We start from the raw sequence: 14475 nt of genomic DNA on the forward strand, positions 1-14475 counted from the left end.
GCTCGCGAAAGCGGTAGCGGCCGCAACGAATCAAACCCTGGCGACAATAAATATTCGCTTGAACGGAAACAACGTGCAGCCGTCCTCCTCCTGCGGGTAATGCTCGTGCACACGCATCAGGTAGTGATAGATAAACCGTACCTGTTCCTCTGCATTCAACGCCTGCATCACCGGTCGCAGCGCCGAAACCTTGACCCAGTCATACACCGGCGATTTACCGTCGACCACCTGCAGTTGCTCAGTCTCCCAGATGTCCAGCGACGCGGTCAGCGGCGCGAGCAAACGGTAGTAGTCCTCCAGAGCCAGTAACGGCCGCGCAGCCATGCGCTGGCGCAGTTCGGGCGTGCCCAGAGGCGTTCCGCCGGGGCCGCCATCGTTGAGCGTTTCGAGCATCAGTCGGTACCACAGTGCATCGCGCCAGTCCGGCATGTGCGCGGCGAAGCAGCCGCCACTGTCGAGATGGCCGAGCAAGTGTGGCAACAACCGTTGATGATCGTCGAGAAAGTGCAGGACAGCGGCGGCGAGCAACAGATCGGCCGGTTGTTCAGGCCGCCAGTCGAGCAAGTCGCATTGTTTCCACGAGGCCTTGATCGGCAGGCAACGTGCCTGTTCGAGCATTTGCGCGGAACTGTCGACCCCGTGCAATCGCGCTTGCGGCCAACGCTCGGCCAATAGCCGCGTGGCAAGGCCGGTGCCGCAACCGAGGTCGTAAATGTGTTGAGGGTCTTGCAACTCGATACGCTCGAGCAATTCATTGATCGGCCGTTGCCGGAGACGGGAAAATTGCTGGTACGCCCGGGCGTCCCAGTGGGTACCGGCATTCCCTGCCGTTTCGCGTTTGACGCGCATGAGGTGATCCTCTCTGGCGGATTACATTTGTCTTCCGATGACGTTGAGGGTTTTCAGAACGACGGCCACGCCTTTACGCGTATCCGTATCGTTCAACAGTTTGAACAGGCTATAGAGGCTCGGTGATTCTGGCAGCGCCGCAGTTTCGGCTTGGGCCAGGCGCAAGGTATTGCACGCTGTCCAGCTCGCGGCCGTGGCGGTTTCGAAAAGTCGCGCAAGCTTTTCCACCATCGCTGCGTCCAGCAGATCGGTCATATCCGAAACCAGTGCAAGCACATCGACAAGGTTGTCCAGCCGGCCACCGTCCAGCAAAGGTTGCAGTCTGGCCATCAGGGCGGCCGCTGCCGGGGTAACCGACATGTCTTCGGGCGTTTGCATCAAATTGCTCCTCCCTGTGCAGGGTCAAAGCAGTCCGCGGGCTACAGCCCAGTACAGACCACGGTTGAATCCGTTTCTCAACAGACCGCCGAGTCTGGTCGGCGGGGTCGGCAGTACATCGTGGGTGTAGTCGTACCACAGGGGCATGCCGGCATTGAGGCCCATTTGTGCCACGGCCTGAACTCGACCGTCGTATACGGTGTTAGGGGCGCCCAGACGAATTTCGGCAGCGATGTTGTTGGCGATGACCGGCGCCTGGTTATGGCACGCGCCGCCAGCCTTGCTTACAGGAAGATCCACGGTGTCGCCGATCACATAGACATGTTCCAGACCATAGACCTGCAGGGTTTCATGGTTGGTCGGCAGCCAGCCCTCATTGTTCGCGGCCTGCGAAACCCCTGACTCCAGCACCGCATCCACGGCTCTGATGGGCGGTGTCGCCATCAGGATGTCGAAGGGTTGCGCATCGCCCTCTGCGGAGTAGGCGATCTTCGCATCGGCATCGACCCGGCTCAGGGTGAAGCCACGCTGATGATGAATATTTTTCTGCGCAAAAACAGCGGGCAGTACGTCACCGGTAGGGCGCTGCAAAAACAGGCAATTGCGCATTAACTGCGCGACGGTGGGGTAGGTGTAAATAATCTCCACCTGCTCGCGCACACCCCGACGGCGCAGGAAATCATCGAGCATCAATGTCGTTTCCACCGGCGCAATACCGCATTGGTGCGGCACGTTGGGGGTATGGGGGAAAGACACGGTAATGAAGATGCGGCCTTTTTCGATTGTGCTCAGGCGTTGCGCCAATTGTCGGGCCGGCTGGTATTGATAGAAGTGGTCGCCGGCCTCTTTCAGGCCTTCGATGCGTTCGGGCGCCGGAACGCAGCCGGTGGCGATCACCAGGAAATCGTAGTCGAATCGTTTTCCGCTGCGGGTTTTCAGGTGTTGGCCGACAAAGTCGAAAGCTGTGACTTCCTCGACCTGGAAAGCGATTTCCGGGCGCAAGAGCGAGCGTTCAGGGCGCTTGAGCTCTTCTTCGAAAAACTGATTGAACGCTACGTACATGAACGCAGGTTTGTAAAAGTGATCGGGGCAGTTGGATAAAAGAGTGATGGAGACTGCGCCGCGCAGGATTTCCGGATACAGCTTGCCGACCAATTGATTGGCCAGCATGGTTCCGCCCACGCCGCCGCCGACGATAACTATTCGCTTGTTCAAACCTGACCTCCATGGTCATGGCCGCTTCGCGTACAGCATCCGGAGATAACGCAAGGACAAAAGGCTCCTGCATCAGGCGGGAGATTTTAAACGCTTTGTAAACTGTATCTGCCCCTCGATGAACCGCCAGTCAAAGCGACCGGCGGTTATGGGATGTGTTATCAGCAGAGCATCGACAGCTACAAAAGGCTGATCGGATAACTGACGATCAAGCGGTTCTCGTCGAACTCGTTGTTACTGAAATCCCGGCGCATGGTCGAGTTGCGCCATCTGACGTTCAAATCCTTCAAGGTGCCGCTCTGCACGGTGTAACCCAGCTCCGACTCGCGGCCCCATTCCTTGCCGTCGGTGATGGTGCCGGTGTGTACGTTGTCGCCGCTGATGTAGCGGTTCATCAAGGTCAGGCCGGGAACGCCCATGGCGGCGAAGTTGTAGTCGTGGCGCAATTGCCAGGAGCGTTCCTGCGCATTGTCGTAACTGGCGTTGTAACTGTCGTTGGCCAGGGTGCCGCCGCTGGTGCCGTTGACGCGCATCCAGGCGCTGTCGCCGGTGAGTTTCTGCAGGCCGACGTAGAAGGTGTTGCCGCCGTATTTGGCGGAAAACATCCCGTACCAGGTCTTGTTGTCGAGCTCGCCGGCACGGGCGCTGCCGTCTTCCTTGCCGTAGAAGAAACCGAGGTTGGCACCCAGCGTCCAGTTGCCGAGCGGCTGGCTGTGCAGCACGTTGAGGTACTGCTGGCTGTAGATGTCCTTGAGTTGCGCATTCCATAAGCCGATCTGCGTACGCTTGTCGTTGAACAGGTATTCGCCGCCCTGAAAGTTGAAACGATCAGAGGTGAACGCAGCTTTGCCGGTCATCGACATGTCGCTCATGCTGCTGTCGTCCCGCGGGCTGTTGGCGCGGAACTGGCCGCCATACAGGGTCAGGCCATCGATTTCCTTCGAAGTGATCTGCCCGCCACGGAAGGTCTGCGGCAACGAACGGCCGTCGTCCGAGCGCAGAATCGGCAGCACCGGCATCCACTCGCCGACCTTGACTTCGGTCTGAGAAAACTTCGCCTTGAACGCGACGTTGGTGCGGCCGAAGTTGTCCGCCGGACGACCGTCGCGGTCCAACGGCAACAGCTGCGTGCCGCCAGTGCCCTTGCCGCCATCGAGCTTGACCGAATACAGGCCGAGTACGTCCATGCCGAAGCCGACCGTGCCTTGGGTGAAGCCGGATTTGGCGTCGAGAATGAAACTCTGCGTCCACTCCTCAGCCTTGCCCTGAGCCTTGGTCGGGTTGGTGAAGTTGCGGTTGATGTAGAAGTTGCGCAGGTTGAGGTTGACCTTGGCGCCTTCGATAAAACCGGATTCTTCGGCCACAACGGGCAGGGCGGCTCCGGCCAGTGCCAGGGCGATCAGACTGGAGAATGCGTACGGAGCAGGGGAGGTTGTCATGGGCTGGGGATTCTCTTGTTTTTGTAAGGCAAACGGATCCGCTAAGGCCGCTTTCGGGGCGCAGACAGGTAGTAAAATTCAGGGATGAAGCGGCGGCGATCAGCCGGACGGGGCAGGGCGCGCAAGCATGGTTTCGAACCTGTTGTTATTGGTTTTCTGAGGCGAATGGTGCGTGGGGCGCAGGCGGGGTTTCAATTGGTCAAAGCGGGTTCTGGGCGATAATCGAACAGCATTAAGATCAAAAGATCGCAGCCTTCGGCAGCTCCTACATTTGGAATGCGTTTCCCTGTAGGAGCTGCCGAAGGCCGCGATCTTTTGATCTTCAAAAAACAAAAAGCCCACCAAACATGGTGGGCTCGATGTGTTCAGCCGATGATCAGAACAACTTCATCTTCGGCGCTTCTTCTTTCAGCGGTTCGTTCTGCGCGGTTTGCGCATTCCAGCCACCGCCCAGGGCCTTGTACAGGTTGACCGCACTGGTCAGCTGCGCGAGGCGGTCGGTGATCAGTGCCTGTTGCGCGCTGAACAACTGACGCTGGGCATCGAGGAAGGTCAGGTTGCTGTCGACGCCGATCCGGTAGCGACGTTCGGCCAGGCGGTAGTAATCCTGGTTGGCCTGAACAAAGTCACGCTGCGCTTGCAACTGCTCGGTGTAGGTCTGGCGGGCGGCCAGGCCGTCGGCGACTTCCTGGAAGGCCGTCTGAATGGACTTCTCGTAGTTCGCCACGCCAATGTCCTTCTGGATCTTGGCGTAGTCGAGGCTGGCGCGCAGGCTGCCGGCGTTGAAAATCGGCAGGTTGATCTGCGGCTGGAACAGCCACGTCCCCGAGCCACCCTTGAACAGGCCGGACAGGTCCGGGCTCAGGCTGCCCGCGTTGGCGGTCAGGCTGATGCTCGGGAAGAACGCAGCGCGGGCCGCGCCGATGTTGGCGTTGGCCGCCTTCAGGTTGTACTCGGCTTGCAGGATGTCCGGACGACGCTGCAGCAGATCCGAAGGCAGACCGGCCGGCACATCGCTGAGCAGGTCATCGGACAGCGGTTTGGCCGCTTGCAGGTTGGCAGGAATGCCGGTGCCCAGCAGCAGCGTCAGGCTGTTCTCATCCTGCGCAACCTGACGGGTGTAACGCGCCAGTTGGGCACGGGCGTTTTCCACCGATGTGCGCGACTGGGCCAGATCCAGCGCCGAAGCCACACCGACTTCGTTGCTGCGGCTGGTCAGCTTGAAGCTTTCTTCGAAGGCACCGAGGGTGTCTTGAGTCAGCTTGAGCAGTTCCTTGTCCGCTTGCCAGGTCAGGTAAGCATTGGCGACGCTGGCGACCAGACTGATCTGCGTGCTGCGCCGGGCTTCTTCGGTGGCGAAGTATTGCTGCAGCGCTTGCTCGCTCAGGCTGCGCACCCGACCGAACAGGTCGAGTTCGTAGGCGCTGACGCCGACGGTGGCCGAGTAGGAGCTGCTGATCATCGAATCGCCGGTCTGCGAGGCGCGGGCCGGCAGACGCTGGCGACTGCCGGCGGCATTGGCCGACACCGCCGGGAACAGGTCGGCGCGCTGGATGCGGTACTGCGCCGCGTAAGCGTCGATGTTCAGCGCCGCGACACGCAGGTCGCGGTTGTTTTCCAGGGCGACCTGGATCAGCTGTTGCAGGGCCGGGTCGTGGAAAAACTGCTTCCAGCCCTGTTCGGCAGCGGCCTGCGCCGGAGCCTGGGCCGGCGAGTAGGCCGGCCCCTGCGGGTACTGGCCCGCGACGGGCGCCTCAGGCTGCTGATAGTCAGGTATTAGCGAGCAACCGCTCAGCACGAAGGCGGCGACTGCGATGGAGAGTAGCGACTTGCTCATTGGCCAGCCTCTTTAGGAGTTTCAGTAGTCCCATCCGCGTCGGCATTTTTGCGCTTGCCGATGGACGACACAGTAACGAAGAACAGTGGGACCCAGAAGATCGCTAGGATCGTGGCGGTGATCATACCGCCGATTACCACCGTACCGATGGCGTGTTGGCTACCCGAGCCGGCGCCGGTGGAAATGGCCAGCGGTACCACGCCGAGGATAAACGCCAGCGAGGTCATGATGATCGGACGCAGACGCATGCGGCAAGCCTCGATAGCCGCGTCACGCAGGCTGGCGCCCTGTTCATGCAGCTCCTTGGCAAACTCGACAATCAGAATGGCGTTTTTCGCCGCCAGACCGATGGTCGTCAACAGACCCACCAGGAAGTACACGTCGTTGGACAGACCGCGCAGACTGGTCGCGAGCAAGGCCCCGATGATCCCCAGCGGAACCACGAGCACCACGGCGATCGGAATCGACCAGCTCTCATAGAGAGCCGCCAGACACAGGAACACCATCAGCAGCGACAGTGCGAACAAAGCCGGCGCCTGCGAGCCTGCAAGACGCTCTTCATAGGACAGGCCAGTCCACGAGATACCGACACCTTTTGGCAATTTCGCTGCGATGGCCTCGACCTCAGCCATGGCTTCACCCGTGGAGTAGCCCGGAGCCGGAGCACCAAGGATTTCCACCGCTTCCACGCCGTTATAGCGTGAGAGCTTCGGCGAACCGTAGATCCACTCGCCCTTCGCAAATGCCGAGAAAGGAACCATGGTGCCGCTGGCGTTGCGTACGTACCACTTCTTCAGGTCTTCGGGTTTCATACGCGAATCCGGCTGGCCCTGCACGTACACTTTCTTCACCCGCCCGCGGTCGATGAAGTCGTTGACGTAGCTACTGCCCAGCGCGATCGACAGGGTGTTGTTGATGTCGCTGATGGTGATACCGAGGGCACTGGCCTTCTCGTCATCGATTTCCAGCTGGAACTGCGGCTCGTCGTTCAGGCCGTTCGGACGCACCTGGGACAGCACCTTGCTTTGCGCCGCCATGCCGAGAAACTGGTTGCGCGCTTCCATCAGTTTTTCGTGACCGATACCGGCACGGTCCTGCAGGAACACGTCGAAACCGGTGGCGTTACCCAATTCAAGTACCGCTGGCGGCGCGAAGGCAAACACCATCGCGTCGCGGAAGGTAAAGAAATGCTGCTGGGCACGAGCCGCCAGCTTGAACACGCTGTTGTCGGTGTTACGTTCATCCCATGGCTTGAGCATGATGAACGCCATACCCGAGCTCTGACCGCGGCCGGCAAAGTTGAACCCGGTCACAGTGAACACGGAGGCGACAGTGTCACCTTCACCGCCATCCTTTGTCGGACGCAGCAGGTATTCACGCATCTCATCCACGACTACCTGAGTGCGCTGAGCACTGGAACCGGCCGGGGTCTGGACTTGAGCAAACAGTACACCCTGGTCTTCTTCCGGCAGGAAGGAGGAGGGGATGCGCATGAACAACCAGATCATGCCGATCAGAATCAGCGCGTAGGCCAACAGGTACGGCACCTTCTGGCGCAGGATGTTGCCGACCCCGCGCTCGTAGCTTTTGACACTACGATCGAAGTTGCGGTTGAACCAGCCGAAGAAACCTTTTTTCGGAGTGCCGTGCTCACCATGGGGAATGGGCTTGAGCATGGTCGCGCAGAGTGCCGGGGTGAAAATCAGCGCTACCAGCACCGACAGGGCCATGGCCGAAACAATGGTGATCGAGAACTGCTTGTAGATCACACCGGTCGAGCCACCGAAGAATGCCATCGGTAGCAGTACCGCCGACAGTACCAGTGCGATACCGACCAGTGCGCCCTGGATCTGCCCCATGGATTTCTTGGTCGCTTCCTTCGGTGACAGGCCTTCCTCGGCCATCACCCGCTCGACGTTTTCCACCACGACGATGGCGTCGTCCACCAGCAGACCGATGGCCAGCACCATGCCGAACATGGTCAGGGTGTTGATGCTGAAACCGGCGGCGGCGAGGATGCCGAAGGTACCGAGCAACACCACCGGCACGGTCATCGTGGTGATGACGGTGGCGCGGAAGTTCTGCAGGAACAGGAACATCACCAGGAACACCAGCGCAATCGCTTCGACCAAGGTGTGCACCACGCCTTTGATCGACTCGGTCACTACAGGAGTGGTGTCATACGGGAACACTACTTCCATGCCTTGCGGGAAGAACGGCTTGAGGCTGTCGATGGTGTTGCGCAGGGCCTTGGCGGTATCGAGGGCGTTGGCGCCGTTGGCCAGTTTCACCGCAAGACCGGAGGCCGGGCTGCCGTTGAACTGGGCGCTGATCGCGTAGTTCTCACCGCCGAGGCCGACTTCAGCCACGTCTTTGAGGCGAACCTGCGAGCCGTCCTTGTTGACCTTGAGCAGGATTTCCTTGAACTGCTCGGCGGTCTGCAGACGGGTCTTGCCGATGATCGTCGCGTTCAGTTGCTGGCCCTGCACGGCAGGCAAGCCACCGAGCTGACCGGACGAGACCTGGACGTTCTGCGCGGCAATGGCGTTCTTCACGTCGACCGGGGTCAGGCTGAAGTTGTTCAACTTGGCCGGGTCGAGCCAGATACGCATCGCATACTGCGCACCGAAGACCTGGAAGTCACCGACACCGGCGGTCCGCGAGATCGGGTCCTGCATGTTCGACACGATGTAGTTGGACAGGTCGTCCTTGGTCATGCTGCCGTCACGCGATACCACGCCGATCACCAGCAGGAAGTTCTTCACTGCCTTGGTCACGCGGATACCTTGTTGCTGCACTTCCTGCGGCAGCAGCGGGGTAGCGAGGTTCAGCTTGTTCTGAACCTGCACCTGCGCGGTGTCGGAGTTGGTGCCTTGCTCGAAGGTCGCAGTGATGGTCATGCTGCCGTCGGAGTTACTTTCCGACGACACATAACGCAGGTTGTCGATACCGTTGAGCTGTTGCTCGATGACCTGCACCACAGTGTCCTGCACGGTTTGTGCGGACGCACCCGGGTAGGTCACCTGGATCGCAATGGCCGGTGGCGCGATGCTCGGGTATTGGTTGATCGGCAATTTCAGGATCGAAAGTGCCCCGACCAGCATGATCACCAGGGCGATTACCCAAGCGAAAATCGGACGGTCGATGAAGAATTTTGACATGGGTTACTCCCCTTTGCCGCCGGCGGCTTTGTCAGCTGCCTGTGCGGGGGCCGGGTTCTTGGTACCTACGTTAGTCGCTTCGGTCGCTTTGACCTCGACGCCCGGTTTGACGAACTGCAACCCTTCGGTGATCAGGCGATCGCCGGGTTTCAGGCCGTCTTCGATCAACCACTGGCTGCCGACGGTGCGGCTGGCCTTGAGCTGACGCAGCTCGACCTTGTTGTCGGCGCCGACCACCAGGGCGGTCGGGGTGCCCTTGAGGTCGCGGGTCACGCCTTGCTGCGGTGCGAGAATCGCTGCGCTGTTGACGCCGGCCTGCAGCTGGGCGTGCACGAACATGCCTGGCAGCAGGGTGTGATCCGGGTTCGGGAACACCGCGCGCAGGGTCACCGAGCCGGTGGTCTGATCAACCGAGACTTCGGAGAATTCCAGCTTGCCGTCAAGCTTGTACTGGCTGCCGTCTTCAAGGGTCAGCTTGACCGCAGCGGCATTGTCGCCAGCCTTTTGCAGGCGGCCGCTTTCCAGTTCGCGGCGCAGTTCCAGCAGTTCCACCGACGACTGAGTCACGTCGACGTAGATCGGATCGAGCTGCTGAATCACTGCCATCGCATCGGCCTGGCCATTGCTGACCAGGGCGCCTTCGGTCACCGAAGAACGGCCGATACGGCCGGAGATCGGCGCGTAGACCTTGGTGTAGCGCACGTTGATCTGCGCGGTTTGCAGCGATGCTTCCGATTGCAGGCGGTTGGCCAGCGCCGTGTCGTATTCCTGACGGCTCACCGCTTGCTCATCGACCAGTTGCTTGTAGCGGTCAGAGATCGACTTGGTCGAACGCAGATTGGCTTCGGCGCTTTTCAGGGTCGCTTCATAGACCGACGGATCGATCTGATACAGCTGCTGGCCGGCTTTGACGTCGGCGCCTTCCTTGAACAGACGCTTGAGAATGATGCCGTTGACCTGCGGACGAACTTCTGCGATGCGGAACGCACTGGTGCGGCCCGGCAGTTCGGAGGTGAGGGTAAAGGCTTGTGGTTGCAGAGTGACGACGCCGACCTGAGGGGGCGGAGCGGCAGGGGCCGCTTCTTCCTTTTTACATCCGCTGAGCAGCGATGCCAGGGCGACGGCAGTGACCAGAGCGGTAACAGCTGGCTTGAATTGCATGAAGATCCTCGGGTCAGGCGCGCAAGAAGCGCACAAGAAGTGTGAAAGAGTAAAAATCGGGCACCGGGTGGATAAGTAGCTTGCTAAGTAATATACTTACGTTCATGGTTGTTTGTAAACACCTGCGCCGCGCACCCACCCTGTTACAAAAGTCGTCGCAAGGTTTGAAATTGTAGGCCGGGGAGCCGATTCACGAGAGATCGCCCCCTCTTTATTCAGCGGATATTCAGCCATCCCTGAAACATCCTGTTTGAGGTTTTACTGCCATGGTCCGTCGTACCAAAGAGGAAGCTCAGGAAACCCGCAGCCAGATTCTGGAAGCGGCCGAGAAAGCCTTCTATGAAAGGGGGGTCGCCCGCACCACCCTGGCGGACATCGCGACCCTGGCCGGCGTAACGCGTGGCGCCATCTACTGGCATTTCAGCAACAAGGCCGATCTGGTCCAGGCCATGCTCGACAGCCTGCAAGAGCCGCTGGATGAACTGGCCAAGGCCAGTGAAAGCGAGGACGAACCGGACCCGCTGGGCTGCATGCGGCAATTGCTGATTCATTTGTTTCATCAAGTTGCACTGGACCCGAAAACCCGGCGCATCAACGAAATTCTGTTTCATAAGTGCGAGTTCACCGATGAAATGTGCGATCTGCGCCAGCAGCGCCGGACGGCCAGTCTCGATTGCAACCTGCGCATCGGCCTGACCCTGCGTAATGCGGTAAATCGCGGCCAATTGCCGGAAGACCTCGACACCGCCCGCGCGGCTATCAGCATTCATGCCTATATCGACGGCCTGCTGTACGGCTGGCTGTTGGCCCCGGACAGCTTCGAACTGCATGCCCAGGCTGAGCGCTGGGTCGATACCGGGCTGGACATGCTGCGCCTGAGCCCCAGCCTGCGCAAATGAAACAAAATGCGCAATTGGCCGCAGAGATGTCAATCAACCTGCATGGCTAATGATCGCGGCGGGGAGTTTAAACGTAGCGAGCCATGCATTTTGTAGGGAAATTGTGTCGCTGTTGTGAAACGGTGTTCTCTGGTTCCCGTCCTGCGCCGATAGCAAAAAGCCCCTGACTCTCACAAGTCAGGGGCTTTTTCATTTCTGCGCTACCGCTTGCTTACAGCGTCGGATAATCGATGTAACCCACCGGACCCTTGCCGTAGAAGGTTTCCGGATGCGGCTCGTTCAACGGCGCGTCAGCCTGCAAACGGGCCGGCAGATCCGGATTGGCAATGAACGGCACACCGAATGCCACCGCATCAGCCTTGCCTGCCGCCAACCACGCATTGGCGCTGTCCTTGGTGAACTTTTCGTTGGCAATGTATAGGCCACCGAACGCTTCTTTCAGCTGCGGACCCAAGCTGTCGGCGCCTTCTTTCTCGCGCGAGCAGATGAACGCGATGCCGCGCTTGCCCAGCTCGCGGGCGACGTAGGTGAAGGTTTCGGCCAGATTGTCATCGCCCATGTCATGGGAGTCCGCACGCGGTGCCAGGTGCACACCGACGCGACCAGCGCCCCAGACGTCGATCGCGGCGTCGGTCACTTCCAGCAACAGACGCGCGCGGTTTTCCAGCGAGCCGCCGTAGTTGTCAGTGCGCTGGTTGGTGCTGCTTTGCAGGAACTGGTCGAGCAGGTAACCGTTGGCGCCGTGGATTTCCACGCCGTCGAAACCGGCAGCCTTGGCGTTCTCGGCACCGGTGCGGTAGGCGTCGACGATGTCGGCGATTTCAGCGGTTTCCAGCGCGCGCGGCGTCGGGTAGTCGGCCAGCGGACGCACCAGGCTGACGTGGCCCTTGGGCTGGATGGCGCTCGGCGCGACCGGGGCTTCGCCGTTGAGGTACGACGGATGGGAAATGCGGCCGACGTGCCACAGTTGCAGGAAGATCTTGCCGCCCGCAGCATGGACGGCTTTGGTCACGTTGGCCCAGCCACGCACCTGATCGTTGGACCAGATGCCCGGGGTGTCTGGATAACCGACGCCCATCGGCGTCACCGAGGTGGCTTCGCTGAGGATCAGGCCGGCCGAGGCGCGCTGGACGTAGTACTCGGCCATCAGCGCGTTGGGTACGCGGCCTTCGTCGGCGCGGCAGCGGGTCAGTGGGGCCATGATGATGCGGTTGTTCAGCTCGATGTCGCCGAGTTTGATCGGGTCGAAAATAGTCGCCATGTCTAAAAGCCTCTTGATAAGGAAGTTGATCAGTTGGACGCAGGGGCCAGTTCGGCATTGCCGTTCTGGCGGAAAGTAATCAGGGTCACCAGCAGGGCCAGTACGGCGAGGGCGGCGGCGGCCAGGGGCACGCTGGTCAGGCCGTAGCCGTGGGCAATGACGCTGCCGCCGACCCAGGCACCGAGGGCATTGCCGACGTTGAAGGCGCCGATGTTCAGGGTCGAAACCAGGTTCGGCGCAGCCTTGCCGAAGGTCACCACGTTGACCTGCAGCGCCGGCACGGCGGCGAAACACGCGGCGGCCCAAAGGAACAGGGTGATTTCAGTCGGGATCAGCGCAACGCTGGACCAGGTCAAAACGGTGGAGATCAAGGCCATGGCGACGAATACGCCGATCAGCGTAGCGGCCATGCTCTTGTCGGCGAGTTTGCCGCCGATGATGTTGCCGACAGTCAGACCCAGGCCGATCAGCATCAGCGTCCAGGTCACGCCACGCGGCGACACGCCGGTCACTTCGCCGAGCAGCGGGGCGACGTAGGTGAACAGGGTGAACACCGAAGCAGCGAACAGCGCGGTCATGCTCAGCGACAGCCAGATGCCGGCGCCCTTGAGCGCGGAAAGTTCGGCGCGCATGTCGAGTTTTTCTTCGTCACGCTTGGCCGGCAGAAAGCGGATCAGGCCGATCAGGGCGATCACACCAATGACAGTCACCGCCCAGAAGGTCGAGCGCCAGCCGGCTTCCTGGCCCAGCGCCGTGCCCAGCGGGACACCGAGTACGTTGGCCAGGGTCAGGCCGGTGAACATCAGGGCCACCGCCGACGCACGTTTGTCTGGCGCGACCAGACCGGCCGCTACCACCGAACCGATGCCGAAGAACGCACCGTGGCACAGCGCCGTGACCACCCGGGCGAACATCAGTACGTTGTAATCACTGGCGATGGCGCAAAGCAGGTTGCCGACGATAAATATGCCCATCAACGCCACCAGGGCTGCCTTGCGCGGCAGCTTCGCCGTGGCCAGCGCCATGAACGGTGCACCGATGGCCACGCCGAGGGCGTAACCGGTGACCAGCCAGCCGGCGCCGGGGATCGACACACCGAGGTCAGCCGCGACATCGGGCAGCAGGCCCATGATGACGAATTCGGTGGTACCGATGGCGAAGGCGCTCAGGGCCAGGATGAGAAGCGAGAGGGGCATGCAGGTTTCCTTGTCAGCTGGCTGACGTTAAGGGTCAGAGCTCTTTACTGAGGGTGCTGAGAAACGCCTGGATGACGTCCTCGTTACGTTTGAAAAAATGCCACTGCCCGGCCTTCTGGCTGCTGATCAACCCCGCCCGTTGCAGGGTCGCCAGATGCGCCGACACGGTCGATTGCGACAGGCCGCAGCGCTGATCGATCTGCCCGGCGCAAATGCCGTACTCGTGGTTGTGCAACTGTTCGGGGAATTCGCCTTTCGGGTCTTTCAGCCAGTTGAGGATGTCTCGTCGTACTGGGTGCGCCAGGGCTTTTATTATTTCGTCGAGGTCGAGGTTCATGGCTGGGGCTCGTGGTGGCAGTAGCGATATATCGCGATGAGGCGAACTTTAAATCGTTGAATCGCGATATACCAATATGAATTCGCTCTGACCTGCGCATAAATCGTTATATCGGGTTATAACGATATGAAGGTGCTGGAACGCCAACCGCAGTGCTAAGCTGCGCCCATGAACTATCTCGCGCATTTGCATCTCGGCGGCCAGCGCCCCGGTCAGTTCCTCGGCAGCCTGTACGGCGACTTCGTCAAAGGTCGCCTGCACGGTCAGTTCGCCCCGGAGGTCGAAGCGGCGATCCAGCTGCATCGACGGATCGACGCGTTCACCGATCGGCATCCACTGGTGGACATCGCCTTGGGGCGGTTTACCGAGACGCGGCGGCGCTATGCCGGGATCGTCCTCGACGTGTTTTTCGATCACTGCCTGGCGCGCGACTGGTCGCTGTACGCCGACCGACCGCTGGAGCAGTTCACCGCTGACGTCTATCGGGCGTTGTCCCGCGAGAGCCAATTGCCGGAACGGCTGGCGAAAATTGCCCCGCACATGATCGCCAATGACTGGTTGGGGTCGTATCGCGAATTTGCAGTGCTGGAGCAGGTCCTGCGCGGGATCTCGCGACGGTTGACCCGGCCAGAGGAGTTGGCGGGGGCGATGCAGGAATTGCGGCGGTTGTACGAGCCGTTGAGTGAAGACTTCAGCCTGTTCTACCCGCAACTGCAGGATTTCGCAGCGTTACAGGGGTAGG

General features: G+C 60.5%; 12 protein-coding genes. 2 read left to right on the forward strand and 10 right to left on the reverse strand.

What is annotated here, in order from left to right; translation table 11 throughout:
- Positions 1 to 30 precede the first annotated feature (30 nt).
- The 7 genes from VNV36_RS20855 to emhA all read right to left on the reverse strand — a co-directional run bounded on the left by VNV36_RS20855 (position 31) and on the right by emhA (position 10040).
- The gene (locus tag VNV36_RS20855) at positions 31 to 849 is read right to left on the reverse strand and encodes a methyltransferase domain-containing protein (RefSeq protein WP_325720089.1); all 819 of its coding nucleotides are present in this window, start codon (positions 847 to 849) and stop codon (positions 31 to 33) included.
- A 21-nt stretch (positions 850 to 870) separates the two neighbouring features.
- A complete protein-coding gene (locus tag VNV36_RS20860; RefSeq protein WP_325720091.1) occupies positions 871 to 1227 on the reverse strand; it encodes a DUF1641 domain-containing protein in 357 nt (118 codons plus the stop codon).
- Positions 1228 to 1251: 24 nt separating this feature from the next.
- Entirely contained in the window at positions 1252 to 2442 is a 1191-nt protein-coding gene (locus VNV36_RS20865) for an NAD(P)/FAD-dependent oxidoreductase (RefSeq protein WP_325720093.1), read from the reverse strand.
- 179 nt (positions 2443 to 2621) lie between these two features.
- Positions 2622 to 3881: an OprD family porin gene (locus VNV36_RS20870; RefSeq protein WP_325720095.1), complete on the reverse strand. Its 1260-nt coding sequence runs from the start codon at positions 3879 to 3881 to the stop codon at positions 2622 to 2624.
- A 376-nt stretch (positions 3882 to 4257) separates the two neighbouring features.
- Complete coding sequence (gene emhC / locus VNV36_RS20875) at positions 4258 to 5718, reverse strand: efflux RND transporter outer membrane subunit EmhC (RefSeq protein ID WP_325720097.1); 1461 nt, start codon at positions 5716 to 5718, stop codon at positions 4258 to 4260.
- A complete protein-coding gene (gene emhB / locus VNV36_RS20880) occupies positions 5715 to 8879 on the reverse strand; it encodes an efflux RND transporter permease subunit EmhB (RefSeq protein WP_325720099.1) in 3165 nt (1054 codons plus the stop codon). The genes emhC and emhB overlap by 4 nt, the downstream gene beginning before the upstream one ends.
- A gap of 3 nt (positions 8880 to 8882) precedes the next feature.
- On the reverse strand, positions 8883 to 10040 hold the full coding sequence (emhA, locus tag VNV36_RS20885; RefSeq protein WP_325720100.1) for an efflux RND transporter periplasmic adaptor subunit EmhA: 1158 nt from the start codon (positions 10038 to 10040) through the stop codon (positions 8883 to 8885).
- Between the two features lie 266 nt (positions 10041 to 10306).
- Between emhA and emhR the strand changes: the two genes are divergently transcribed.
- Positions 10307 to 10939, forward strand: coding sequence for an efflux system transcriptional repressor EmhR (emhR, locus tag VNV36_RS20890; RefSeq protein ID WP_325720102.1), 633 nt, complete (start codon positions 10307 to 10309; stop codon positions 10937 to 10939).
- Between the two features lie 211 nt (positions 10940 to 11150).
- On the opposite strand, the gene VNV36_RS20895 is transcribed toward emhR, so the two are convergent.
- Genes VNV36_RS20895 through VNV36_RS20905 form a run of 3 tightly spaced genes read right to left on the reverse strand, consistent with a single transcriptional unit; the run spans position 11151 to position 13733 of the window.
- Positions 11151 to 12200, reverse strand: a complete 1050-nt coding sequence (locus VNV36_RS20895; RefSeq protein ID WP_325720103.1) for an alkene reductase — start codon at positions 12198 to 12200, stop codon at positions 11151 to 11153.
- 29 nt (positions 12201 to 12229) lie between these two features.
- A complete protein-coding gene (locus VNV36_RS20900) occupies positions 12230 to 13396 on the reverse strand; it encodes an MFS transporter (RefSeq protein ID WP_325720105.1) in 1167 nt (388 codons plus the stop codon).
- 34 nt (positions 13397 to 13430) lie between these two features.
- The gene (locus VNV36_RS20905) at positions 13431 to 13733 is read right to left on the reverse strand and encodes an ArsR/SmtB family transcription factor (RefSeq protein ID WP_016771327.1); all 303 of its coding nucleotides are present in this window, start codon (positions 13731 to 13733) and stop codon (positions 13431 to 13433) included.
- A gap of 168 nt (positions 13734 to 13901) precedes the next feature.
- Here VNV36_RS20905 and VNV36_RS20910 point away from each other — a divergent pair, with 168 nt between their 5' ends.
- Positions 13902 to 14474, forward strand: coding sequence for an acyl carrier protein phosphodiesterase (locus VNV36_RS20910; protein ID WP_325720107.1), 573 nt, complete (start codon positions 13902 to 13904; stop codon positions 14472 to 14474).
- The last annotated feature ends 1 nt before the right edge of the window (position 14475 follow it).

It is taken from the genome of Pseudomonas sp. (assembly GCF_035554175.1).
In the GTDB taxonomy this organism is placed as follows: domain Bacteria; phylum Pseudomonadota; class Gammaproteobacteria; order Pseudomonadales; family Pseudomonadaceae; genus Aquipseudomonas.

What these genes read in the sequence shown, in the direction of transcription:
- emhR (WP_325720102.1), top strand. Translation starts at nt 10,307, where the DNA reads ATGGTCCGTCGTACCAAAGAGGAAGCTCAGGAAACCCGCAGCCAGATT.
- emhC (WP_325720097.1), bottom strand. Translation starts at nt 5,718, where the DNA reads ATGAGCAAGTCGCTACTCTCCATCGCAGTCGCCGCCTTCGTGCTGAGC.
- VNV36_RS20910 (WP_325720107.1), top strand. Translation starts at nt 13,902, where the DNA reads ATGAACTATCTCGCGCATTTGCATCTCGGCGGCCAGCGCCCCGGTCAG.
- emhA (WP_325720100.1), bottom strand. Translation starts at nt 10,040, where the DNA reads ATGCAATTCAAGCCAGCTGTTACCGCTCTGGTCACTGCCGTCGCCCTG.
- VNV36_RS20905 (WP_016771327.1), bottom strand. Translation starts at nt 13,733, where the DNA reads ATGAACCTCGACCTCGACGAAATAATAAAAGCCCTGGCGCACCCAGTA.
- VNV36_RS20895 (WP_325720103.1), bottom strand. Translation starts at nt 12,200, where the DNA reads ATGGCGACTATTTTCGACCCGATCAAACTCGGCGACATCGAGCTGAAC.
- VNV36_RS20870 (WP_325720095.1), bottom strand. Translation starts at nt 3,881, where the DNA reads ATGACAACCTCCCCTGCTCCGTACGCATTCTCCAGTCTGATCGCCCTG.
- VNV36_RS20860 (WP_325720091.1), bottom strand. Translation starts at nt 1,227, where the DNA reads ATGCAAACGCCCGAAGACATGTCGGTTACCCCGGCAGCGGCCGCCCTG.
- VNV36_RS20900 (WP_325720105.1), bottom strand. Translation starts at nt 13,396, where the DNA reads ATGCCCCTCTCGCTTCTCATCCTGGCCCTGAGCGCCTTCGCCATCGGT.
- emhB (WP_325720099.1), bottom strand. Translation starts at nt 8,879, where the DNA reads ATGTCAAAATTCTTCATCGACCGTCCGATTTTCGCTTGGGTAATCGCC.
- VNV36_RS20855 (WP_325720089.1), bottom strand. Translation starts at nt 849, where the DNA reads ATGCGCGTCAAACGCGAAACGGCAGGGAATGCCGGTACCCACTGGGAC.